The following is a 23,380-nucleotide window of genomic DNA, read 5'->3' as shown; positions in this document are numbered from 1 at the left end:
CATTTACCGCAATCACTCATGGAAATCGCTACGGAATCGACGCAACGCGGTTGCAATGACTGCCTAGGCCGATACCGCACGAGCTTTAGGAAACGGCAATATGAAGCCCCCCCACTCCCTGCCTGTGCTCGATCCCGTCGACGTTCACGTCGAAATTCTCGAACGCTCTGAAACGTTGCTCGTCGTCCGCTGGGTCGAGCCCGGCCGCTGCCACTACGGCGAGCAGCGCTGGCGCCGCCGCTTCGCGCAACGCACCGGCACCTGCGCGCTGTCGCGCCAGGTCATTCATCGCGGTGACGAGGTGTTTCGTCCCGCCGAGCGCCCGGCGCCAGCCAATGCGGGCGCGATGATCTCCGCAGCCGAAGTGCTCGGCCATTCGGACGGCAAGTAACGAGTCATTCGGCCGGTTCGCCCGTGTACGCTCCGGCGCTTGTAGATCAGCGCCTCTAGCTCTCCCTTTGTTTTCCTTGCCATTCGGCACTATCGTTACATTTCACAATGTAACGATAGGCGGTACGCAGGCCACCGGAAATGCCGGTGCCTCAATACGCCGAATCCGACGCGCTGCAGTCCAGCGCTCATAGACGGAGACAAAGATGCATCCATGGAGCGAACAGCATGTGCCGCCTCAACACGGCAAAGTCGCCGTCGTGACGGGAGCCAACAGCGGTCTCGGTTGGCAAATCGCGGAAACGCTCGCGGCCAAAGGCGCGCAAGTCGTGATGGGATGCCGGGATACCGGAAAGGGCGAACACGCCGCGCGGGCAATCCGTCATCAACACACGCACGCGCTCGTCGAAGTCATGCCGCTCGACCTCGCGGATCTCTCGTCGGTCCGCCGCTTTGCCGATACCGTCATCGATAGCCACGGCCGCGTCGACATTCTCTGCAATAACGCAGGCGTGATGTTCCTGCCTCTGCGCCATACACATGACGGCTTCGAAATGCAGATGGGAACCAACCATCTCGGCCATTTCGCGCTGACGGGCCTGTTGCTGCCCGCGCTGCGCAAGTCAGCCAGCTCGCGCATCGTGACCATGTCAAGCGGCTTCAACCGGTTCGGCAAGATTCGTCTGGACAACATGCTTGCCGAGCTAGGCTACAACAAGTACCGCGCCTACTGCGACAGCAAGCTTGCCAACCTGATGTTTACGCTTGAACTGCAGCGTCGCCTTGAACTGGCGGGGCTGCCGATATTGAGTGTCGCGGCGCATCCGGGCTATGCCGCGACCAATCTGCAATTCGCAGGACCGGCAATGGAAAACTCCCCGTTCGGCACACTCGCAATGCGCGTATCAAACCGGTTCGCCGCCCAGCCCGCCGACGTGGGCGCACTTCCCGCGATCCACGCGGCAACCGCGCCACATCTCGGCGCAGGCGCATACGTCGGCCCTGCGCGCATGTGCGAGACACGCGGCTACCCGGCTGCCGCGCGCATTCCCCACCAAGCGCGCGACACGGCGATGAGCGCGCGCCTCTGGGAAAAATCCGGGCAATTGACCGGCGTGCGGTATTTGAATGCATCTGCGCCGGGCCCGCGCGGCAGCGCATCAAGCGGAGAATCGGCAACTTACGTCCGCTGAAAGCGTAACTACGCAGCACAATTCCCCGCGCTTTGCACAGCGCCGCCTCCCGCGCCATTTTTTCCATTCCCGCAAAGATCTTTCGCGCAACCAAGCGTTTACCCGTAGGACCTCGATGACTACGATGTAATCAATCGCTCAAGCAAACCCGCCGAAAGCGAAGTGAAGACAAAATACTCGGAGGTTTTTATGAAAACGCTTGTTTACGTTATGGCTGCCGCTTGCGCCGTAGGCGCTTCGTTCAGTGCAATGGCGCAATCCAACGAGCCCGTGACCCGCGCCCAGGTCCGCGCGGAACTGGTTCAGCTCGAGAAGGCCGGTTACCATCCGGGCGTATCGAGCCCGTACTATCCGGCTGACATCCAGGCTGCACAAGCACGCGTACAAGGTTCTGCCGATACGAGCGGCTACGGTGCGCAGGCCGCCCCTGTCGCACATGCCGGCGCGCCGGTCGGCAGTTCTCCGCGTCAATCGATCTACTTTGGGCAGTAAGCAAGAATCACGCGGCTACGCAGTTCGGTAGCCGCGCATGGTGATTTGTACGGCGAGCAAGTCATTCGGCTCGCTGTGTTCGTTATCGATATTGGGCCCCTAACCTCCGCCGCTCCGTTTGGAGCGGCTTAGCCTGGGCGCCTGGCGCCCGGGCGCTTTTTCCGCCGAGGCGCACTCCACAAGCGATGCGAACCGAGGAACGAAAGCAGGGTTGATCCGCGTCATGCCCTTTGCAAGGCGGGTCCTTTATCGAATTCCTTTTTTCTCGTTGCTTCCGATTGACGCACTCCCCGCGCGATGCCGCCTCAATTCCGAATTCCGGATCGGCAGGCGGCCTCACTGCAATATCCCGATCGACGACCGGTCAGTCCGCACATTCCGCCTCCAGTACCTGAGGCGCCGCAAACGACCAGAAATCCGGCAAAAAGCACTCCGAAACCTGGATAGGAATCTCTGATTTAAAAAAGCGGGAACGCCGCGCCAAGCGACGGCCGGAAATACGTCCGAATCGCAATGAAAGATCCGCCAAAGGCGAACGGCCTTCGACCACCGAGTATTCGAAACAGGTTCGAGTGATGGACGGATGATAAAGGAGATGACCCAACGGGACGTTGCCTAATTTACGGACGTCCTGCCAATCGTTATCGATTCCGCTGATGGGAACCAAGGTTCGTGCGCACACACAAGGCACGCCGTCGAGTGACATGACAACCTCGCGAACCCAGCAATCCTGCGCACCAAAACCCTCAAGCCCCGCCATTTCATCGGCATGAGGAAATGCGCGGTGCTCGGAGACAACGGACAGCGAGTATTCTCCCAACACTTGCAGCCTACGCGTCAATGAACCGCCGGCTTGCAGCCAGCACGCTTCGACAGGCGATACATCAAAGTCGATCGAATCTACCCAATGCATTTGAGGCCCCATTTACATGCATTCAATAAGTTGGGAGGCCACAAACGCCCTAACGGGTTTCGATCAAACAGTTACCTCGTTCATGGCCACCATCTCACGCGTCAATGGATCATGACGCACCGCGGACAGCAGACTGTCGATCAATCCAGGGAAACGATCGTCCAAATCCTCTTTCCGTAGCGACAACAGATTTTCCCGGCCATACGGACGTTGCCAAATGACGCCAGCATCACGCAAAACACGCCAATGATGGGTCATGGTAGATTTAGTCGCCCCTTTAAGAATGCTTCCACAGTTATGTTCAGCTCCATCAGCAAGAACTTTAAAAACCGTTAATCTTAAAGGGTTCCCTAGAGCAGTTAGAACATTTTCAATTCGAATCTGCTCTTTCGTTGGATGATTAGCAGTTAACATGGGCCACCAAGGTACAATTCGCAATCAATCTATTGACATTTAGCCAATACGATTGTTTTCGTACTGTACACCAAAGCACCCCAGATTGAAATCCCGACAATCCCTTAGGAGGATTGCCCTCTCCTCAACCACGGCACCCAAGCGATCTGGGCGCCATAGTCTTAGGGTCGAAACACGAGTCAATGCACGGCGCGAAACCCTCCTCCCAAGGCAAGCAGCAGCGAGATTGAAGCATCAACTTGCTTACTGCGAAGCAATGCCAATTGAGTTTCATCGGAAATCAACTGACGTTCAGCATTAAGATAATCAAGGAAACTATCTTGACCTACGTTATAACGGTCATGCGCAAGCGTAAAAGACTCAAAAGTGCTGGTTCGAGCTTTTTCTTGCTCCGATATCTGGCCGGAAAGTGAACGGATTTGCGTGGCGGAAGCACCGACATCGTGAAAAGCCGTATTCAATGTCTTATTATATTGAGCAATTGCCACATCCAAATCCGCATTACTCGTTCTGAGAGTCGAGCGTAACCTCCCAGCGTCGAATATAGGCAAAGTAACCGCCGGCGCTATCCGCCAGAATTTGCTCACGCTATCAAAAAAACTATCACCGAGTAGCGAGTGAACACCAACGGATGCCACCAAATTGATATTTGGATAAAAATCCGCCTTCACGGCATCGGTATTTTTCAATTCGGCCTCGACTCGCAAGCGCGCCGCGACAATGTCCGGCCGACGCCCCAATAGCTCGGCCGGGATGTTGCTCGGCAGCCCATCGACGTAAGGTTTCATCCTCTGCGGTCTTTGGATGCTCAGCGCTCTATCCAACCCCTTGCCGCTCAGGGTCGCCAACTGAAGCTTCGAAATTTCAATATCGTTTCTCGCCTCGATGACTTGCGCACTGGCGCGATTCCTGAGTCCCTCGACAAGCTTGAGTTGAGACTGGTTATCCAAACCGAGTTTGAACCGTTGCTTGGAAAGCGTGAGCATCTTTTCCAGGCGATCCAAATCCCGCTCGGATAAATCGAGCAACTCCCACGAAAACGCGAGCTGATTGTAGGCCTTCGCCACGCTCGCCGCCAGGTTGAGACGAGCCGACTGCACATCCACCTCAGCCGCGGTTGCGCGATTGAGCGCTGATTCCCAAGCGGCGCGCTTTCCGCCCCATAGATCGAAGGTGTACCCGAATTGGACATCCAGCGATCTGAGCGTGATATACCGATTGCCCAATCCCGCATAGTCGTCGCTTCGGGCCAACCGGCTCCTGGAAATTCCGGCCCCAGCATCGACGCTCGGATACCGATCGGCATTCGCATAATCCATGAAGGCCGTCGCACGATCCATACGCGCCTGAACTTCCGCGATATCGGGATTGCTTGCCAGCGCATCCTGGATCAACTGATTGAGCTGCGGATCCTCGAATTTTTCCCACCACTTGTCTTGCGGCCAGTTCACCGCTGCGGGAGCATGCGCGTCCAATACTGTTTCGGACGGAATGTCCTGCGGCGTATTCAGTTTTCCTTTCGCATGAATGCCAGCATAGTTGACACAACCGGCCAGGACCGCAACGGAAATCGCAGACAATGCGAGCTTAAACTGCGTCGACAACATAGCAATAGTTCCCGGTGTTATGACGCTTCCGCCGCGGTCTCCAACGGAGCCACGTGCGACACGTGTTTCTTCGAACCCAATACCGTATAGAACGTCGGCAAAATGAACAGCGTGAAAGTCGTTCCGATCAGCATGCCGACCACAATCACGAGCCCGAGCCCAAATCGGCTGTTCGCTCCCGCGCCGCTGGCGAAAATAAGCGGTGCAAGACCGACGACCATGGCCGCCGTGGTCATCAAGATCGGGCGCAAGCGCACCTGAGCGGCCTTGTGAATGGCCTCCAGTCTTCCGATATTTTCCGACGCCTGAAGCTCATTCGCGAATGCGACCATCAGAATCCCGTGCTTGCTGATCAGTCCAATCAGCGTAATCAAACCGATCTGCGTATAGATATTCAACGACGTATATCCCAATGCCAAGGGCAACAATGCACCGCAAATGGACAACGGAACGCTGATCAGAATAATGAGCGGGTCGCGGAAGCTTTCATACTGGACGGACAAAACCAGGTAAATGACGATCATCGCGAAGACGAAGGTCAACACCAGCTTGCTCCCCTCCTGGATGTACTGGCGTGCGTCGGATTGCCAGTCATAGGAGAAACCGACCGGCAAATTGGCCGCCTCGCGCTCGAGAAAGGCAACGGCATCGCCCAATGCCACTCCCGGTGCGGGAACGGCCTGGAACGTAGCCGAATTGAGCTGATTGAACTGCGTCAAAGCATTCGGCTCCACCTTCATACGGATGCGCGCGACCTCGGATAACGGAATCTGACGGCCGTTTCGATCCTGGACATAGTAATTCTTGAGCCCATCAGGAGTAAGACGCTGCGACGCAATCGACATCGGAATAACGTCATACGCCCGTCCGTAGTACGAGAATCGGTTAACGTAATTCTCGCCAATCAAGCCGTTCAAAGCTTGCCCGATATCACTCATACGAATACCGAGAGAACCCGCCTTCTCCCGATCCACTTCGACTTGGGTAACGGGATTGTTGTAGTCGAGATCGCTGTCGACGACTGCGAACAAACCGCTATCGCGCGCCTTCTTCTTCAGGTTGTTCATCGCGTCATAGATCGCGGAGTACCCCTGATCACTTCTGATGACCATCTGCACCGGAAGGCCCCCGGTCGATCCTGGCAAAGGCGGCATCTGGAAAACGAAGAGATTGGTGCCCTCGATCTGGCCAACTCGATTCTGCAGATCGGCCTGGATTGCATTGGCGTCCCTCTTCCGATCCTGCCATTTCACGAGATTGAGACCGCCCACGCTGTTGGCAAAACCGTCCGTACCGTTGGCGATCCAGGTCGAATAGCTCTCGGGAATCCCTTTACCCACCTCATGGAACTTGCGCGCGAATGCCTCCAGGTAATGCAGGTTTGCGTGCTGCGGCGCTTTGATCGCTGTCAGAAGAATGTTCTGATCTTCGATCGGAGCCAATTCCGATTGGGCCGATTTATACAGAATCGGCAAACTAACGAATATCACGACCGCGACGGTCAACGTGATCCACCGATGATGCAGCGATTTACCGAGCAGCTTTCCATAGCGCACGGCCAAGTATTCGAAAAATTTCTCGGCCTTGACCGCCATGTAGCCTTCACTCGTCTTTTCGCTCAGCAGTTTGGTGCTCATGATCGGCGAGAGCGTGAGCGCAACGACGCCGGAAATCACGACCGACCCGGCAAGAGACAGTGCGAACTCCTTGAACAACGTACCGGTCAGCCCGCCCATAAAGCCGATCGGAGCATAGACCGCAGCAAGCGTCAGCGTCATCGCGATCACGGGGCCTGCAACCTCGCGTGCGCCGATCAACGCCGCATCGAACGGCGTGCGCCCTTCCTCGATATGCCGGTGGACGTTTTCCACCACGACAATCGCATCGTCGACCACGAGCCCGATTGCCAATACCATCGCCAGCAAAGTCAGCAAATTCAGGCTGAACCCAAACACATGCATGAGCATCGCTGCACCGAACATCGACAACGGAATCGTGACAAGCGGAATCAGCACCGTCCTGAAGGTTCCCAGGCACAGATAGATCACCAAAATGACGATCGCCAACGCCTCGAGCAACGTATGCGCGACCTCGTCGATCGAAGCCTGGATGAAGGTGGCGACTTCGAACGGAATTTGAACCGTCACACCCGGGGGAAGCGTCTTTTCGATCTCAGGAATCAACTCGCGAACGCGTTTTACGATGACGAGCGGATTACCGGTAGGTGCGGCGTCCAATCCCAGGAACATCGCAGGAACATCGCTCATGCTGCCGCTGGTGTTCGTGGACGATGCGCTCAATTCCACAGTGCCGACATCCCGGACTCGAATGATCGCGCCGTTGACATTCTTGAGCACCAGATTCTTGAATCCGTCGATACTCTTGAGGTCGGTATTGACCCGCAAATCGCTCACGACATACAGTCCCTTCACCTGCCCTGGTGCGGCCTGGAAGTTATTTTCGCGAATAGCCGCGGCAACATCCTCGCCGGTAATGCCATAAGCAGCGAGGCGCTGAGGATCGAGCCATAGCCGCATAGCGAGGCTCTGCCCACCAAGCACCTGTATTTTGGCAACGCCTTCGATACCGGCAAACATCGGTTCGACCACACGGGAGATGTAGTCCGCGACTTGCGGTATCGGAAGCTGTTTGCTCGAGAACGCGACGTACACCACGCTCGTAAAGCCGCCCGACGTCCGCTCGATAACCGGATCATAGGCCCCTTCCGGCAGCCGGTATTTGACCTGATTCACCTTGGCCATGACTTCGGTCAGTGCAGCAATCGAATTGCTATTCAATTGCATGCGGACCGTAACGACACTGCGCCCCTGCGTGGACGTCGACGACAGATAATCGATCCCCTCGACGGACGCGACGGCCTGACTGATCGGTTGGGTCACGAAACCCTGCATCAGATCCGACGACGCGCCGGGATATTGAGTCGTAACCGTAATCGTGGAGGTTTCCAGCATCGGATATTGCCGTATCGGCAAATTCAATACCGAAATCACGCCTGCCATCAGTATCAGCGTGCTCACCACCAACGCAAGCACCGGCCTGCGCAGAAAAATATCGGTAAATTTCATTTCACTGTACCGCCCGACTTGTTCAGAGCGAGCGAATCGTCGCCTCGTTGTACCAATACTCCATCGGTCAGTTTCACCTGCCCCGACGTCACAACTTCGTCGCCGTCCTTCAAACCGGCTGCGACAACCACGTAACCGTCCCTACGCTCACCGACCTTTACATTCACCCGGCGCACACGGCTGCGCTTGTGATCGTCCTTATAAACCTGAAACACGGTTTCCCCGTATGCGTTGTAGGTAATCGCAGATTCGGGTATGACCAGTTCGTTACGCTGCTCAGCCGCCACCCGGACTCGCGCATACATACCGGGCCTCAACAGCTTTTCCTTGTCGACGAGATCGGCTTGAACGCTGACGATATGCGAATCGTTCAACTGAGGATCGATTGCGTTGATCTTTCCCTCGAAAACTTTGTCAGGATAACTATCTGTTACGATCGTCACCGATTGTCCGGGTCGGAGCTTCGAGTTATCGCTTTCCGACACGTTGAAATCCACTCTGATGCCATTCGGATTCGTCAACGTCGTAATCGGATTACCGGCCTGCAAATACTGCCCGAGATGTACCTGCCGTATTCCCAACATTCCGTCAAAGGGAGCCCGAATCGTTTTCTGGTTGATGTTGGCCAGAATTTTTTCGAGCCCCCCTCGCGCGGCGTCGTATTGAGCTTTTGCATCATCGTAAGCCCGACGGCTCTCCGCACCGGTCTTCTGCAACTCCTGCACCCGATCCAATTGAGCCTTGGCCGTCGCCAGCTCGCCTCTCAAACGAATCAGCTCGGCTTGTTCCGGTTCGTCATTGATGCGGACCAATACGTCGCCGGCCTTCACCACCTTTCCGGAATCGAAATTGATGGATGCAACCCGACCGCCCACCTCCGCCGATAGCAAAGTCTGCTGTCTTGCTTCGAGCTTTCCTATGTTTTCCACATAGTAGACATATGGCGCAGACGCCACTTTTGCCATTGCAACCAGGGTGGCGGGCCCGCCGTTTTGACTGCCCTCCTGCGCTTGGGCGGCTGAGTGCTGAAGCGTCATGTACATACCGCCGGCAGCAATGGCAGATATGAGCACAAAACCAAAAATATAACTTCCTCGCTTCTTCATTTTCCGACCTCGAAGATTTTTATATATCGCGCATCAAGGGCACGCATCCACATTCCGACTTATTGCTTTTCAAGAAAAGCGTTTCCGATGCTGTAGAAATTCAACGGCGAAAGGGTAAAGTGCTTGGAACCGGTATGAATGTCCCGGAAGCAATGCTCAAGGTAGTTCCGTTTATAGACCGCACCGGCGCCAGCCAGGGTATAAATCTGATTGAGCGCAGCAACCGAATTCTCAGTCATCGTCGCAGCCGCCACCGCTACTCGCGGATGCGTGCCGACCACGTTCCCGTCGTTGGGAACCGCCGCTTGCTCGACAGCGTCGTCCAAAAGCAATCTCGCGGAATAAAGCAGCGACAACGAACGCCCGACTTTCTCATCGATCACCGGACCGACATTCGGATCGAGCGGTTTCTTTCGATTGTCACGGAAGAATTCGAGTGCCGATTTGGCAATCCCATAGACGGTTGCCATTGCGGCGATAGTGCCGAAATCGTAGTAACCCGTGAAATAGGCTAGCGTCGAACGCTCCTTCGGACGATATTTCAGAAGACTCGCGTCAACGCTCAGTTTTTTGTCGACCCATACGTCTTTGCACGTGAAATCATTGCTGCCCGTGCCTCGCATGCCCAGCGTGTCCCAGGTATCCAATATCTGGCATTTGCTCGCCGGAACGAAGAACATCCGTGTTTCAGGCGTGGCGGCTGCATCGTCATTCTGAACGACCGCGGTACATACCAGCCAATCCGCGTGCGGAGAGCCGCTCGCAAACGTCCATTGACCGCTCAATCGGTAGCCGTCCTTTTCAGGAACCGCTGTGCCGCCGGAGTGAATGGCGCCAATGACAAACCGGCGGGTATCGCTATAAATCTCGTGGGCTGCCTCTTCAGGCAAGTAGTCGGCCAAACGCCCCATTGCAACCTGAACCGCGACCTGCCATGAAACCGAAGCGTCATATTTGGACAAGGTTTGCAGAATTTCCGCGATCGTCGCCAAAGGAACCTGACGCCCGCCAAAAGCCTTTGGAATCGACAATTTCCCCAGACCGGCCTTAAAAAGCTCATCCATCACCTCTGGATGGGTCGCCTTTTTTTGCTCGGAATACTCTCGATGTCCGGCGAGCATCTCTCCGAATGCATCTATTTTGTTGATCCAGCTACCAGCATCTTCGGAAAGATTCTTCCGCAGCATCAGCGTGTTCATTACCAGCTCCTTATAGCTAACGAAAAACGGGTTCTTGCGAGAAGCAGTGACCTCGCCCTCTGACGCAGGTCTGGCCAGGGGCCGGAGCGTGGTGGTAGCGGGTCGTCGTTATTCAATTGTACGAAAACAATAGTACAGTCGCAAGCGACTATTGCACTGTGCGGCAACCAAACCCGCCATCCTCTCTATCTCCGCACCAAACAGGCGGATGGGAGGCCGCGCATGACCTTTCGGTGGGTTTATGAAATTTATTTTTAATTGGATAGTTTTTTTTAATTCAAAAAAACTATGGACAACCCTGAGCATCGGAACCCAGTCTCATCTGAGTTATTCGTAGCGAAATAGGCAGATATCGTCACTGGTTGCTTCGTCTATCACACATCACGAAGGAACACATGCCGATTCGCCGGAGCAAGCCGTTTTTACCGAAAACGAGCCCATCCGGTGCCCAAGAACGGAGTGTGCAATAACCAGCCTCGGCACACCCAGCACGCGAAAAACGATCCGACAAGCAGATCTAAGACACCGCCCGATCGTTCTTTAGCACAGACGCCAATTCGCACTGAACTTGCAGCAACAATTGATCTGTCTGGTTAACGCTGCCATCCGCATAAGCCAATATCAGCAAAGTCAGCGGATGAATGTCCAGAACTTCGCAGAGTTCCGCCAACTTATTCAGAGTTGGGCACTTGAGATCTCGCTCTAACGAGCTCAGATACGTACGACTGGACACATTTGAAAATGCCTCCTGGCTCAGCCCCCTGGCCTTCCGGAATATTCTCAACGATGCTGCCAGTGAATGTTTTGCCACCATTCAAAGGATCCCCGAAATTCAAAATTACAACCGATTGCGACACACATGGCCGCAACCCATCGCACGCGCGCCACCGCTGCCTTGCTTCCGCCATTTGGCATATGGCCATTGAAAAAAGCTCTTCAGTTTGAGTCGGCATTTGCCGCATGCGTTGCCGAATCACGTCAGCAGGCCAAACACACGCCGCCAAAGCGCCCTTGGCGAATACCAGAGCACACGGACGCGCGGACTTAGACTGGCCGGGAACCCGATAACCATCGCAGTGCCGGGCACACGACACCTACGACATTCGAATATCTCGGACGAAATACGGCTGCCGCCAGATCGCGCATTGGTCGAAAAATACGCGCATCGCAGCCAAGCAAACTGCAAAAACAAGAAACCGGCATGACGACGTTACAGACGCCACCGCCAATCAATTGACTGGTAAAAAGCCAACATCAAACCTGGACAGTAAGTGCAATCGCTACCGGGGGCACTACCGGTATGACACACCATACGCCCATATCGGCACCATCACATCAAAACTGCAAATTACTTAGAAAATGCACCAGCATGCAAACGCTTTCCGAGGTCCATGTAATCGTATGTTGCATACACCTCGGTCCTAAACCCTCCCCAAGCCGACTCTTCCAATACCCTATTGACTTCCCGTAATTTCCCCGCAGGTACCTTTAGAGTAATCACTTGCCCGACCCCCATCCATACGTACCAAGATACCACTTCAACATCTTTAGGTGGAAATTTATCGTAGAACCCTTGTTTTTTGACTTGATTAATAATATCCGGCAAAGGCTTGCTCTGATCATGCTTGAGAACGACAGTCAACAATACCGGCTGATTCGCGCGCCCGGCCTCTTCACTCTTATTCTTGCCGGATTGGTCTGCCGAATCGATTCCGGCAGCCATCGTTTGAGCGCCACAGGAATACGAAAGCGCCAATAAAATCAGCAACGCCCCTTTACGGACAATCGGAAAAATACCCATGCTTCCTCCAATGAATTCGACCTCAAAAGGCGCGGCATCAATCCAGCGCCGCTCGCCGTCTTGCCACCTCAAATAGGGAAGCCCAATCGTGTTCGCCTTGCTCATGGGCCAGGCCATCGAGCAAGTTTTCTCTTAAAACGCCCGCAAAGGGCAATGGAACGCGTGCCGCCTCGCCCGCCTGCAAAGCAAGCCGGATATCTTTCAGACCCAACGCCAGCTTGAATCCAGCCGGTTGGTAATTTTTTTCGGCCATCAGCCGACCATATCCTTGATATACCGGAACGGAAAATAGCGTGGAGCCGATCAGCTCAATGAAATCCTCGGTGGAAATACCATGACTTTCGGCCAGGGCAGCGCCTTCGGCCATCGACTCAATAGCGGACGCGATCATGAGATTGACCGACAATTTGACGGCATTGGCCTGAGCCGGATTCTCTCCGAATTGCCAGATTTTTTGTCCTAAAGGTACTAATAGCGGCCGAACCTTATCGATCAAATCGAATCGCCCGGCGGCGAGAATATTCAGCTTTCCCGATGCTGCGACGTCGGGCCGCCCCAATACCGGCGCCGCGATATACCCGATTCCTCTTTGTTGATGCAATGACGCCTGCTCTGCGGCCAGTGCCACCGAGACCGTAGCCATATTGACGTGAATCGCTCCGCTCTGCATTTCATCAATGACACGGCCGTCCACCAATATCGACCGAACCGCATCATCGTCGGACAACATCGAAAACAACACATCAACCTTGGCTACGTCGGCAGGTGTTTCGGCGACTTCCGCTCCGAGCCTATTCAGTTCCTCAATAGCCGGTGATGAGCGATTCCAAACCCGGACCTCGTATCCGGCCTTGACGAGATTGGCAGCCATCGGCTTGCCCATGGTACCCAACCCGATAAACCCGAGCTTCATTCACATCTCCCGAAAATCGATCATTCGTAGCTTCCCGCCGCCGGTAAACGGCCGGCGGACATGCCGTCGAGGCAATATTTCGTGCCGCTCGTTGTTATTGTACACGTATCAACGTACAATCGAACAATAGATCTGATGTTCTGCACTTGGCCGTGCACCGAGCAATTCGGGTGTCGGCGCGAATGGTGAAGGTGAGCCGTTCGGATGTTGGCTGCAGTGCCGTCAGGCCGTCATTTAACGGAGGCTACATGCAGTTCGGAATTTACAGCGTTGGCGATGTCACGCGCGACCCCACGAACAATACCGTTCCCACCGAAGCAGAGCGCATACAGGCCATGATTCAAATCGCGAAAAAGGCTGAAGAAATCGGCCTGGATGTATTCGCGAGCGGCGAGCATCACAATCCGCCTTTTGTCACGCCTGCTCCGCCAGTCACGCTGGCCTATATCGCTGCGGTAACCAAAAAAATCATTCTGTCGACATCGACGACCCTGATTACGACCAACGACCCCGTGCGCCTCGCCGAAGAATATGCACTGCTGCAGCATCTGGCCGGCGGCCGAGTCGACCTCATGCTTGGAAGGGGCAACACGGCGCCGGTCTATCCATGGTTCGGCAAGAATATTCTGGATGCGGTGCCGCTTGCATTGGAAAACTACGATTTGCTGTATCGCCTATGGCGTGAGGAATCCATTAATTGGCGTGGAAAATTCCGGACGCCGTTACAGAATTTCACCTCCATACCCCGGCCGCTGGACGATGTGCCGCCGTTCGTCTGGCACGGTTCCATTCGCACGCCGCAATTCGCCGAACAGGCCGCATATTATGGAGACGGATTTTTCGCGAGCCATATCCTCTGGCCACGCGAACACTTCATGCAACTCGTCAATTTTTATCGAGAACGCTATGCGCATTATGGCCATGGTAAGCCTGAGCAGGCCATCGTCGGTCTCGGTGGGCACATTTACATCAGACCCAATTCGCAAGACGCCAAGCGAGAGTTCCGCCCTTATTTCGACCATGCGCCGGTTTACGGCTACGGGCCTTCTCTCGAAGAATTCATGGAGGCCACGCCGCTGTCGGTCGGCAGCCCGCAGGAAATCATCGACAAAACGCTGACCTTCAGGGAGCACTTCGGCGACTATCAACGCCAGCTTTTTCTTTTCGATCATGCAGGGATACCGCTGAAAACCGTGCTCGACATGCTGGATCTGTTCGGCAGTCAGGTGCTCCCCGTGTTGAGAAAAGAAACCCAGAAGAATCGAAACCCTTTGGCTGTCGATCCGCCGACTCATGAAAACAGGAAAGCAGCACATAAAAACAACGAAATTCTTAAAAGCTACACAAGTTCTTAAAATTCATTGATACGAAAACTCGATTTCCGATCCCATCAACAAGCATGAGGTGACCCAAATGAAAAGAATCGCCATCGTCACTGCCGGTGTAAGCTTTCCATCATCCACCGATTTTTTGGCATCCAGAATCATGGATACCGTCAAGGAAGTATCCGGAGAAGACGGTGAACTGGAATTTGAATGGGTGGAGTTGCGAAAGCTAGCTGCTGAAATCAGTCAAGCTATTGTGACGGGGGAAAAAGGCGTCGCACTGCAAAACGCGATCGACTCCACCGTGGACTCGGATGCCTTAATCGTGGCAACCCCCGTCTATCAAGGATCGTACAGCGGGCTCTTCAAGATGTTCATCGATCTGCTGCGTCCGGACGGAATAACCGCCAAACCGGTATTACTGGCGGCCACGGGCGGCAGCGTCAGGCATTCGCTGATGCTGGACGGTGCAATGAGAACCCTCTTCGGCTATTTGCGTGCTTGGGTGGTACCTACCGCGATATTCGCCACGTCCAAGGATTGGGCTCAGAAGGAAACCGAAGAGATCTTGAATGAAAGAATAAAATCGGCATCCAGCGAACTTTGGACCCTGACAGCCAATCAATCCCAACCAGCCTTGCTTCAATAAACAAGCCGCGATCGAGGCGATTGACGGTAAAAATTCAATTCAAATAAATCACCACTCCATTTTCAAACCCATCTCATGAAAAATATCTCAGGAGCACGATATGTTCCGCCATGAAAGCGGCCAGCGTGCAACTTCATTCAGGACATCATTCCCGGCAATACCCTTCTGCAAGCGCGACAACAATAACGAGCCCAGGTGCCTGCACCCATACCGGGCCGAAGCACTCGCGCCACCGCGTCTCCGAACCTGCCAATCCAATAAAAAAGACCCAGGCAAGCTGCAATGCTTACCTGAGTCACAACCTGCCCAATGCTCTGTTATGCCAACAGCGTGGAAAGATATTGTCCGTAGCTATTCTTGCTCAAAGACGATGCACGCTCATGCAACGCTTGTTGACTGATCCACCCTTTGGAGAAAGCGATTTCCTCCAAGCAAGCGACTTTCAACCCCTGCCGCTTTTCAATCGCTTGAACGAAGTTCGACGCCTCGAGCAAAGAATCATGGGTGCCAGTATCGAGCCACGCGAAGCCGCGCCCAAGCATATTGACGTACAAATCCCCTCGCTCCAGATAGGCTCGATTGACATCCGTTATTTCCAGCTCGCCGCGTGCGGACGGCTTGATCGACGCGGCGATATCCACTACATCGTTGTCGTAAAAATACAGGCCTGTAACAGCGAAATTCGATTTCGGTTCGCGCGGCTTTTCCTCCAGGCTGATCGCCCGGCCGGACGCATCGAACTCCACCACGCCAAATCGCTCCGGATCGAGCACGTGATAGCCGAAAATCGTGGCGCCGGTTTCCCTGGATGTAGCGTCGCCCAGAATCCCCGACAAGCCGCTGCCATAGAAGATGTTGTCGCCGAGAATCAGGCAGACGTTGTCGTTTCCGATAAATTCTTTTCCGATCAAAAACGCCTGTGCCAAACCATCAGGGCTCGGCTGAACTGCATAGCTGAGCGAAACGCCAAATTGACTGCCGTCACCTAGCATTCGCTGAAAGCTACCAATGTCGTCCGGTGTGCTGATGATGAGTATGTCCCGGATATTCGCCAAAAGAAGCACGGACAGCGGATAGTAGACCATCGGCTTGTCGTAAACCGGAAGCGACTGCTTCGAAACACCGAAGGTTAGCGGATGCAGCCGCGTACCGCTGCCTCCGGCCAAAACGATTCCCTTATAAGTGGCCATCATTCAATCTCATGAAATTTTATACTTTCGACCGGCGGCCTAGACCACACCGATCCGTTCGAGCCGGTAAGCGCCGGACAACACTCTTTCCCACCACCAGGAATGATTTAAATACCACTCAACCGTTTTTCGCAGCCCAGTGCTGAAACTTTCGACCGGCCGCCAACCGAGTTCCGACGTGATCTTCCGATGATCGATCGCATATCGGGCATCGTGCCCAGGCCGGTCCGCGACAAAGGTAATGAGATCGCGATAATGGTCGATCTCGCGCGCGGGCCGCAGTTCCTGCAGCAAATCACAGATCGATTCGACCACTTCTAGATTCGTCCGCTCATTCCCACCGCCGATGTTGTAGGTTTCGCCGACCGTTCCCTTGGTCACCACCAGATACAGCGCCCGTGCGTGATCCTCGACATACAGCCAATCTCGAATCTGCTGACCGTTGCCGTATACCGGCAATGGTTTTCCGCCCAAAGCACTGAGAATCATGTGCGGGATGAGCTTTTCGGGGAAGTGATAAGGGCCGTAGTTATTCGAGCAATTCGTAATAACGACCGGCATCCCATAAGTGCGATGCCAAGCTCTGACCAAATGATCAGACGCCGCTTTCGATGCGGAATACGGCGAACTCGGCGCATAAGGCGTTTTCTCCGTAAACGGACTGTCGTCTTTCTCCAGATCGCCAAAGACCTCATCCGTCGAAATATGATGGAACCGGAACGCCTCCTTTTTGGCTGCCGGCAACCCCGACCAATAACGGCGGCTGACTTCGAGCATCACGAACGTTCCGTTCACGTTGGTCTGGATAAAATCGGCCGGCCCGGTAATCGAGCGATCGACGTGCGACTCGGCTGCCAAATGCATGACTGCATCCGGCTTGAACTTTTCGAAGATCGACTGAATTTCTTCCGCATCGCAGATGTCGGCCTCGAAGAAAAAATACCGCCCCGAACTCGACACGTCTTGCAGGGAGTCGATGTTTCCTGCGTAGGTAAGCTTGTCGATATTGCCGATCACGGCATCTGTCGACGTGGCCAAATATCGAATCAAAGCAGAACCGATAAAACCGGCTCCACCCGTCACGAGAATTCTCATAGCGTTGCCCTGCTCAATTTAACAAGCGATTTTCAGTTGACGACAGCAACCCAATACGGAGTCAGTGAGCGCTGCAGAATCAAAAGGGTTTGGATACAGGTAAAGCTTTCGTCCGTCGTCGCGGAAGTCGTCCCTAATGGGCCGAAGCCGCCGTCCTCTTTCTGGTGCAAAGCCACCCACTGCTTGACCTCTTCGGGGAATTTCGGCTCCGAATCCAGCAGGTAAAGCGACGCGATCGCCATGTAAGTCCCGACCAGGCTGCGCGCACGCCCCGGCCGATACAGAAACGGGCCGCTGGGATCCTGGAGCGCGCGCAGCCAGTCGACCGTTGCCGTTGCATGAGCGAGCCGCTTGCCCAGCGCGCCAAGCGTCGACACCGCGCGGTACGTGGAAAAGGTATCCGGCGGTAAGCCCGGCATATTCGAGAATCCGCCGTCAGCACAGCGGCACGCAAGCGCGAACGCGAACACACCATTCTTGTCGGCAGGCTCCGCCTCCAATGCATGCAGCGACAAGACGGCCAAATTCGTATGCCAGATATCCGAGCGCAAGCCAGGCACGTTTCCGAATCCGCCATCCGGGTTCTGGCAGCGATTGACATAGTCGATGCATGCCTGTGGATTCAGCGGCTCGCTATTGAGCAAGCGCAGCGAAACCGTCGCGCAATACGTTGCGAACACATCGCTGAGCTGCCCCGGTTGTTCCGAAAATCCGCCGTCCGCGTTCTGGCAATTCCGTATCGATCTGACCAAGTCTTCCGCCGCGGCGATCGGCATATCGAGCGCGCGCAAATCGGACAGCACGTGCAACGCGGAAAACACTTGCCAAGTGCGATCGGCGCGAAATCCGAGCGGCGAGATCTCGGCAGTCAACCCATACGGCAACGACTTGGACGGCCTTGCGCGATCCAGCCAGTTCAAATATTTGTCCACATTGACCGGAAGCGTCGGAACCGCGCCGGTGTGCGGATCTCGAAAATTACCGTTGAGCGCATGGTCAATCAGTTCACTGTCGATATCGGCTGCACCGGCACGTGGCGCTTCAGGCAATGCTTGCGCGACCTGCGCGCAAACGATCTGCGTCTCCAGCGTCTTGACGTGCAACGGCAGATAGCTGAGATTTCCGATCGTAAAGACACCCGGCTGGCGGGGCGCCGCCCAAAACTGACGTGCGAACGGCACCGTGGGATCTTCCGGCGTCGACCAGAAATATCCCATTCCAAGGAAAAAGCCGCCGGACTGAGCATCGCGGAAATGCGCGACAGCGTGGATCAATTCGTCCTCAACCGCGGCATCGGCATGGCCGGATTCGCGAACGGCTTTCAGCAGCAATGCCGCATCCATCGTCCGCTTGATCGGAAACGGCGATTCGTTCTTCACATACGAAACCTGCCAGTCCACCTTCACTTGTTCGCTCGCGTTGACGCGATCCCAGAAGCCGCCGTATCGCGTATCGCGATAAAGATCGATGGTTGCTTTCAGGAACGAGCGAACTTTTCCGGCAAGTGCGCCGTCGGCATTCGCGCTGGCCCACTTCGCCAATGCAATAGCCGTTTTCGCCCGGACCTCGCATGAGAGAAACGCTCTGGACTGCCACTTGCCGGCGCCTGCCTCGAGGCGCTGCTTCAGCCGATCGACGAGCGCAGACAATACGTCGAGCCCTCGGTCAATGCCGAGTTTTTTCAGTGTTGCGGCAAGGCAAGTCGCACTGATCTCCAGATCGAGACCGCCTGCATCATCCAACGCAACGGTCCAATCCGCGCTATAGATGCCGGCCAGTTCCCCTTGTTGCGCCAGCGTCCGCACCTTCTCAAGCAGATCGAATGCTCTCGTCGAATAAATTGGCTTTCCGAACTTTTCCGCATAAAGCAACAACGCCCTGGCAGCATTCAGTTGCACATGCAGCGTTCTCGCTCCTCCCACCGCTTGAGGATTCCAATAGCGGTCAGTCAATTCGGAAAAACCGCCCTGCTCCGGACGATACAGCTTGTCGAGCGCAGCAACGGCGAATTCTGCATTCGCCTCGTCGCCTTGCTCGATATACAAAATCGCCGCGTTGACCTGATCGATCAATCGCTTGTCCGTGCTGACAACGATTTTTCCTTCGCAGTCCGTAACGGGGAAATAGCCGCCGTATTCGCCATCCTTGAGCCGAAGCTCGATGAACTTGAGCACGTCAGACTGCATAGCTCACTTCCTCGTCCTTGTCCGTGACTTCAGCCGACTCAGCCAACTCCAATATCTTCACGGCGGCCCGATCCGCCCCCTTCCAATCTGGCGAGGCAACCTTCGAGTGCGGCAGGAAATATTCGTCGGCCTTGCGGTCCTTCAATAGCTCGGCCTCGATGATCTCCGCCAATTCATCCTTGTCGTAACCGACATAGGTCGGGAACCCCAGCTCGCACAAGCGGCGCAGCGCTTCGACTTCGTGGTATTCCGAGTTGGACGGGAGAATGAAAAGCGTCGGGATGTTCAGCGCCGAGATTTCGGTCACCGTGATCCAACCTGGGGCCGACAGCAGCAGTTCCGCCTCTTTGAGCAACCCCATCCAGTTCGGATAGTAAGGAACGGTGATGATGCCGTCGCCCGCCTTGACCTCGTCTCGCCCGAGCAGAACCATCTTGAGATCCGGACGTTGCTTCTTGAGGATTTCGTAGCTCTCGATATAGCCGTTAAGCAACCCTTGCTTGCTTTCGGCGAACATCGTGGTGCCGCTGATCGACGCGATAATGTACGGCGAATCGCCGATGCCCAGATCCGCGCGAACCGTAGACACATCCTGATTCGCGGGCTCGCGAATCATCGGCCCGACAAAGTGCGCCCGACCGGAAATCAATGCGGCTTCGACCGGCGTGCCCGTATCGATGCTTTCGATGTAAGGCTTGTCGGTGAGAACCAGTTGACTGCTCTCGATCATCCATGCGAATTGCCGATGCAGCGCGACGCGCGCCCGTTGCAATTCGACTGCGTTGACATCGAATCCGCCACGCCCCAGCTCTTCGTCGGTCAATTGGCAAAGCGTGAAGTCATAACGCTCAGTCACGAAGACCAACGGTGTCCCGCTGAAGATCGCGGCCATGCAAGCAGCCATGTTGTAATCGGAGACTAGAACATCGGGCTTCAGCTCGTCGATCAATGCAAGATAAGACAGAACCCGCTCGCCGGACATGAAGGTATTGGCGATATAGCCGCCAATATAGTTCGTCCAGTCCAATGTCTTGGACAGGTTGCTTTTCTTCGAGTAATCGACGAGCCGTCCGGCAATGTCGATTACCTTGATTCCGGATTTTTCGAAGAGCGGCGTAAACGTCTGCTGAAGCGATCCCAGCGCCACCGCGAGTTCGGCGGTGCTGTTCTGCCGTTTGATCGCCTGACCGATGGAAAGAGCACGCATGTTGTGCCCGGAACCGGTCGGATTCGGTGCGAAGATGATCATTTTTACTTCTCCTGTATTGAGACTACGCCTCGAGATTGATGTCCTGCCTGAACGTCGCGAATCACGACCGAGTAGGGTTCTACCGTTGCGCCCTCGCCGATGTTCACTGGCCCCACGATTACGCTTCTCTCTCCGATGGTGCACCCTGGCCCGATCGTTACGGGTGCCTCAACCCACGGAAGAGACCGAAAACGGTGGTCATGCGTAGACGTGACAATGGTCACGCCTCGACCGATCACACAACGTTCGCCGACGACGAGACCACCCGCGCCTTCGACGATCACGAGCGGCGCAATGTGCACGCCACTACCCAGGTGAATCCCGCCTTTTGGCGATACCCCGCCTTTTTTCGCACTCCGGCCGATCAGGATGCAGCCGTCGTCGATCGACACGTCCACGCCGCCCGTCAACTCCGCATCGACGAAGGTGGAACCGGATACACGCCAGTTCTCCAAACCGCCTTCGGCGATCGCCCGCTGCGGGGACAACGACGATTCCTCGAGAAACGTCGGAAGCCCCATTTGCGCTCGATGTCGCACCTTGCTCAATATCGGCGAAGGATCGGGGAAACCGTCCTCGGCCGCTTGCCGCTTCGATACGATCCGTGCCGGCCGACCGACCGCGATTTCGTCAGCCGCCACGTCCGTCATAACGAGCGCACCTGCCGCCACCACAGCGCCGTCGCCGATCGTCACGCCGGCGGCAACGGTTACATTCGTACCGAGCCAGACATTTCGCCCGATTCGAATTCTTCGCTCGCGCGTGCCGCGCAAATGCACGCGCGACGCGAACATGCTTCCCTCTTCAATATCGGCAAACTCCAAAATCGATCTAAACCCGACAAAGCAGGATTTTCCGATTTTCGTTTCCGTAACTGTCGAAGCAGCGCGCACCCATACCCCCGGCCCAATTTCCGAGCCGTTCGATATTTCCGAATGGATTTCGATAAGTGCGTCGCCAGACAGCGCATCCTTTTCGGATGGTTGTCGAGTGGTCATACTTGGAAATTCCCCGTACATGCCGACCCGTCACTCAAAGACGAATAGGCGGATTGCTGTGAACATGCGAGCAGCGATAGTTGCACTGTACGATAGTAATAGTACTTTTCGTTTCGTATTGCAATACCCCTTGGGTTACGTCGGGCATTATATGTAACTATTTGATTTTTAATACATACATTGACTTGAAAACCCGAGAAGTCTACCGGCACAAGCTATTTTTCGCAATTTCCTTATTATGGCCACACAAAATGAACACTATAGAATTCAATGCTTATTATTTATGCCCAAATCGAGTGAATTCCTGTTCGAAATCAGTGATGATTTTGCCCCATCGGAACGCATATACCCAAATCAAATCATTAATGCAAGTAATTTTTTTACAGAAAAATATGCCAATCATTCCGGTAAAAAAATTTTGATTAAGCATCTTCTTAATTGAATTGTCACAAAAATCCGTGCCGCCCTCAGCGTATTTGCGCGCATGGAATTCTTGCGATCGTCAGGTATCGCATCGCGAATGCGACAACGCTCGTCCCGGTACGGATAACGCGTCGTTATGCGGCCAATCCTTTGACGGAAAAGCGCTGCTGACTCCAACATGCAGAGATCTTGTTAAAAGCGTTTTGCCCGAACGAGAAAATCGCAGACGATCTGATGCATCCGCGCCGCCTGCGGACTCGTGTCGAGCGCTCGCCACGCGCCGTGCACCAGCCCCCTGCCGAGCCAATAGCGCGCGTCAGCGCCTGCCGAACGAATGCGGCAAACATATGCATATGCATCATCCCGCAGCGGATCATGTTCGGCGCCGATCGCAAGCACCGGTGGTAAGCCGTCCAAACGATGCGCATCAAGCGGCATGGCACCGTGTGGCGGTAGCACATCGCCCCAATAAAGCCGAAGATATGCACGGACGTCCGCGAGCGTCAGCATTGGTGCATGGGCTTCCGTCTCGCGAGCCGGCCGCTGCGGCTCGAAGCCCAGCATCGGATAAACAAGTGCGATAGCACAAATGCCATCACGCCCGGCATCGCGCAACGATGCGGCAACCCATGCGGCGAGCGTGCCGCCCGCACTGTCGCCAACCAAGCGAAAAGGCCCCGAAGTCGAATCGAAAGGCAAATAGCCGTCAAGTGCGGCGCCGGCGATGCACAGGCAATCGTCGACTGCGGCGGGCGCGCGATGCTCGGGTGCAAGCCGATAATCGACAACGATCACGTCGAGCCCAGTATCAGCCGCGATTCTGGCTGCGATCGGCGCATGGCTATCCAGCGAACCGACGACAAAGCCGCCGCCGTGAAAATACAGGACCGTCCCACGCGCAACGCGGCAGTGCGATCGATAACGGCGTAACCGTATCGCTCGGCCGTCGGCGGCGATGAATCTGGCATCGGATACGGTAACGCCGATCGGCAGCGGCCGCGTAAAAGCCGCAGCAAATCGATCGTAAAGCGCGCGTTGCTCAATGATCGGCAGCGATGACGCATCGCCTGGATACCATGCGGCAGCCCGAGCAATAAAAGCTTCAATTTCCGGCTCCAGCATGATTTGCCTGGATCTGAAACGATTTGTCG

Annotated in this window: 20 protein-coding genes; 5 read left to right on the top strand and 15 right to left on the bottom strand. The window is 55.2% G+C overall.

Annotated features, from left to right (window positions below; genetic code table 11):
* Positions 1-100: 100 nt before the first annotated feature.
* The 3 genes from AQ611_RS18620 (at position 101) to AQ611_RS18610 (ending at position 2,075) form a co-directional block, all read left to right on the top strand.
* The gene (locus AQ611_RS18620) at positions 101-391 is read left to right on the top strand and encodes a DUF3331 domain-containing protein (RefSeq protein WP_059514806.1); all 291 of its coding nucleotides are present in this window, start codon (positions 101-103) and stop codon (positions 389-391) included.
* A 205-nt stretch (positions 392-596) separates the two neighbouring features.
* Positions 597-1,583 carry an oxidoreductase gene (locus AQ611_RS18615; protein ID WP_069235639.1) on the top strand — a complete coding sequence of 329 codons (987 nt, stop codon included), beginning with the start codon at positions 597-599 and terminating at the stop codon, positions 1,581-1,583.
* A gap of 189 nt (positions 1,584-1,772) precedes the next feature.
* Entirely contained in the window at positions 1,773-2,075 is a 303-nt protein-coding gene (locus AQ611_RS18610; protein ID WP_059515504.1) for a DUF4148 domain-containing protein, read from the top strand.
* A gap of 364 nt (positions 2,076-2,439) precedes the next feature.
* Here the strand turns inward: AQ611_RS18610 and AQ611_RS24990 are convergent, their stop codons facing one another.
* The 9 genes from AQ611_RS24990 to AQ611_RS18580 all read right to left on the bottom strand — a co-directional run bounded on the left by AQ611_RS24990 (position 2,440) and on the right by AQ611_RS18580 (position 13,114).
* On the bottom strand, positions 2,440-2,988 hold the full coding sequence (locus tag AQ611_RS24990; protein WP_159936054.1) for a chorismate--pyruvate lyase family protein: 549 nt from the start codon (positions 2,986-2,988) through the stop codon (positions 2,440-2,442).
* A 63-nt stretch (positions 2,989-3,051) separates the two neighbouring features.
* The gene (locus AQ611_RS24985) at positions 3,052-3,402 is read right to left on the bottom strand and encodes an ArsR/SmtB family transcription factor (protein ID WP_082710213.1); all 351 of its coding nucleotides are present in this window, start codon (positions 3,400-3,402) and stop codon (positions 3,052-3,054) included.
* A 179-nt stretch (positions 3,403-3,581) separates the two neighbouring features.
* Positions 3,582-5,009, bottom strand: coding sequence for an efflux transporter outer membrane subunit (locus AQ611_RS18605; RefSeq protein ID WP_059514811.1), 1,428 nt, complete (start codon positions 5,007-5,009; stop codon positions 3,582-3,584).
* A 17-nt stretch (positions 5,010-5,026) separates the two neighbouring features.
* Complete coding sequence (locus tag AQ611_RS18600; protein WP_069235638.1) at positions 5,027-8,095, bottom strand: MexW/MexI family multidrug efflux RND transporter permease subunit; 3,069 nt, start codon at positions 8,093-8,095, stop codon at positions 5,027-5,029.
* Positions 8,092-9,201, bottom strand: a complete 1,110-nt coding sequence (locus tag AQ611_RS18595; RefSeq protein ID WP_069235637.1) for an efflux RND transporter periplasmic adaptor subunit — start codon at positions 9,199-9,201, stop codon at positions 8,092-8,094. Before AQ611_RS18595 ends, AQ611_RS18600 begins: the two co-directional genes overlap by 4 nt.
* Before the next feature lie 59 nt (positions 9,202-9,260).
* Complete coding sequence (locus AQ611_RS18590; protein WP_059514817.1) at positions 9,261-10,400, bottom strand: acyl-CoA dehydrogenase family protein; 1,140 nt, start codon at positions 10,398-10,400, stop codon at positions 9,261-9,263.
* 517 nt (positions 10,401-10,917) lie between these two features.
* Entirely contained in the window at positions 10,918-11,214 is a 297-nt protein-coding gene (locus tag AQ611_RS24980) for a helix-turn-helix domain-containing protein (protein ID WP_082711780.1), read from the bottom strand.
* Positions 11,215-11,748: 534 nt separating this feature from the next.
* On the bottom strand, positions 11,749-12,201 hold the full coding sequence (locus AQ611_RS18585) for a hypothetical protein (RefSeq protein WP_069235636.1): 453 nt from the start codon (positions 12,199-12,201) through the stop codon (positions 11,749-11,751).
* 37 nt (positions 12,202-12,238) lie between these two features.
* Positions 12,239-13,114 (bottom strand): NAD(P)-dependent oxidoreductase, encoded by an 876-nt coding sequence (locus tag AQ611_RS18580; protein ID WP_069235635.1) that lies wholly within the window; start codon positions 13,112-13,114, stop codon positions 12,239-12,241.
* A gap of 248 nt (positions 13,115-13,362) precedes the next feature.
* Between AQ611_RS18580 and AQ611_RS18575 the strand changes: the two genes are divergently transcribed.
* Positions 13,363-14,469, top strand: a complete 1,107-nt coding sequence (locus AQ611_RS18575; protein ID WP_069235634.1) for a CE1758 family FMN-dependent luciferase-like monooxygenase — start codon at positions 13,363-13,365, stop codon at positions 14,467-14,469.
* Positions 14,470-14,527: 58 nt separating this feature from the next.
* A complete protein-coding gene (locus AQ611_RS18570) occupies positions 14,528-15,088 on the top strand; it encodes a CE1759 family FMN reductase (RefSeq protein WP_059514827.1) in 561 nt (186 codons plus the stop codon).
* A 317-nt stretch (positions 15,089-15,405) separates the two neighbouring features.
* Here the strand turns inward: AQ611_RS18570 and rfbA are convergent, their stop codons facing one another.
* The 6 genes from rfbA to AQ611_RS18540 form a co-directional block, all read right to left on the bottom strand.
* The gene (gene rfbA / locus AQ611_RS18565) at positions 15,406-16,281 is read right to left on the bottom strand and encodes a glucose-1-phosphate thymidylyltransferase RfbA (RefSeq protein WP_342670374.1); all 876 of its coding nucleotides are present in this window, start codon (positions 16,279-16,281) and stop codon (positions 15,406-15,408) included.
* A 36-nt stretch (positions 16,282-16,317) separates the two neighbouring features.
* Positions 16,318-17,373 (bottom strand): dTDP-glucose 4,6-dehydratase, encoded by a 1,056-nt coding sequence (gene rfbB, locus AQ611_RS18560; RefSeq protein WP_059514831.1) that lies wholly within the window; start codon positions 17,371-17,373, stop codon positions 16,318-16,320.
* Between the two features lie 32 nt (positions 17,374-17,405).
* On the bottom strand, positions 17,406-19,559 hold the full coding sequence (locus AQ611_RS18555; protein WP_069235632.1) for a prenyltransferase/squalene oxidase repeat-containing protein: 2,154 nt from the start codon (positions 19,557-19,559) through the stop codon (positions 17,406-17,408).
* Positions 19,549-20,808, bottom strand: coding sequence for a glycosyltransferase family protein (locus AQ611_RS18550; RefSeq protein WP_069235631.1), 1,260 nt, complete (start codon positions 20,806-20,808; stop codon positions 19,549-19,551). Before AQ611_RS18550 ends, AQ611_RS18555 begins: the two co-directional genes overlap by 11 nt.
* 2 nt (positions 20,809-20,810) lie before the next feature.
* Complete coding sequence (locus AQ611_RS18545; protein WP_069236385.1) at positions 20,811-21,806, bottom strand: acyltransferase; 996 nt, start codon at positions 21,804-21,806, stop codon at positions 20,811-20,813.
* A gap of 615 nt (positions 21,807-22,421) precedes the next feature.
* On the bottom strand, positions 22,422-23,351 hold the full coding sequence (locus AQ611_RS18540; protein WP_069235630.1) for an alpha/beta hydrolase: 930 nt from the start codon (positions 23,349-23,351) through the stop codon (positions 22,422-22,424).
* Positions 23,352-23,380: the final 29 nt, after the last annotated feature.

It is taken from the genome of Burkholderia singularis, assembly GCF_001718875.1.
Lineage (GTDB): Bacteria > Pseudomonadota > Gammaproteobacteria > Burkholderiales > Burkholderiaceae > Burkholderia > Burkholderia singularis.
The sequence above is the reverse complement of the archived record's forward strand: the minus strand, read 5'-3'. Positions and strand labels throughout refer to the sequence as shown.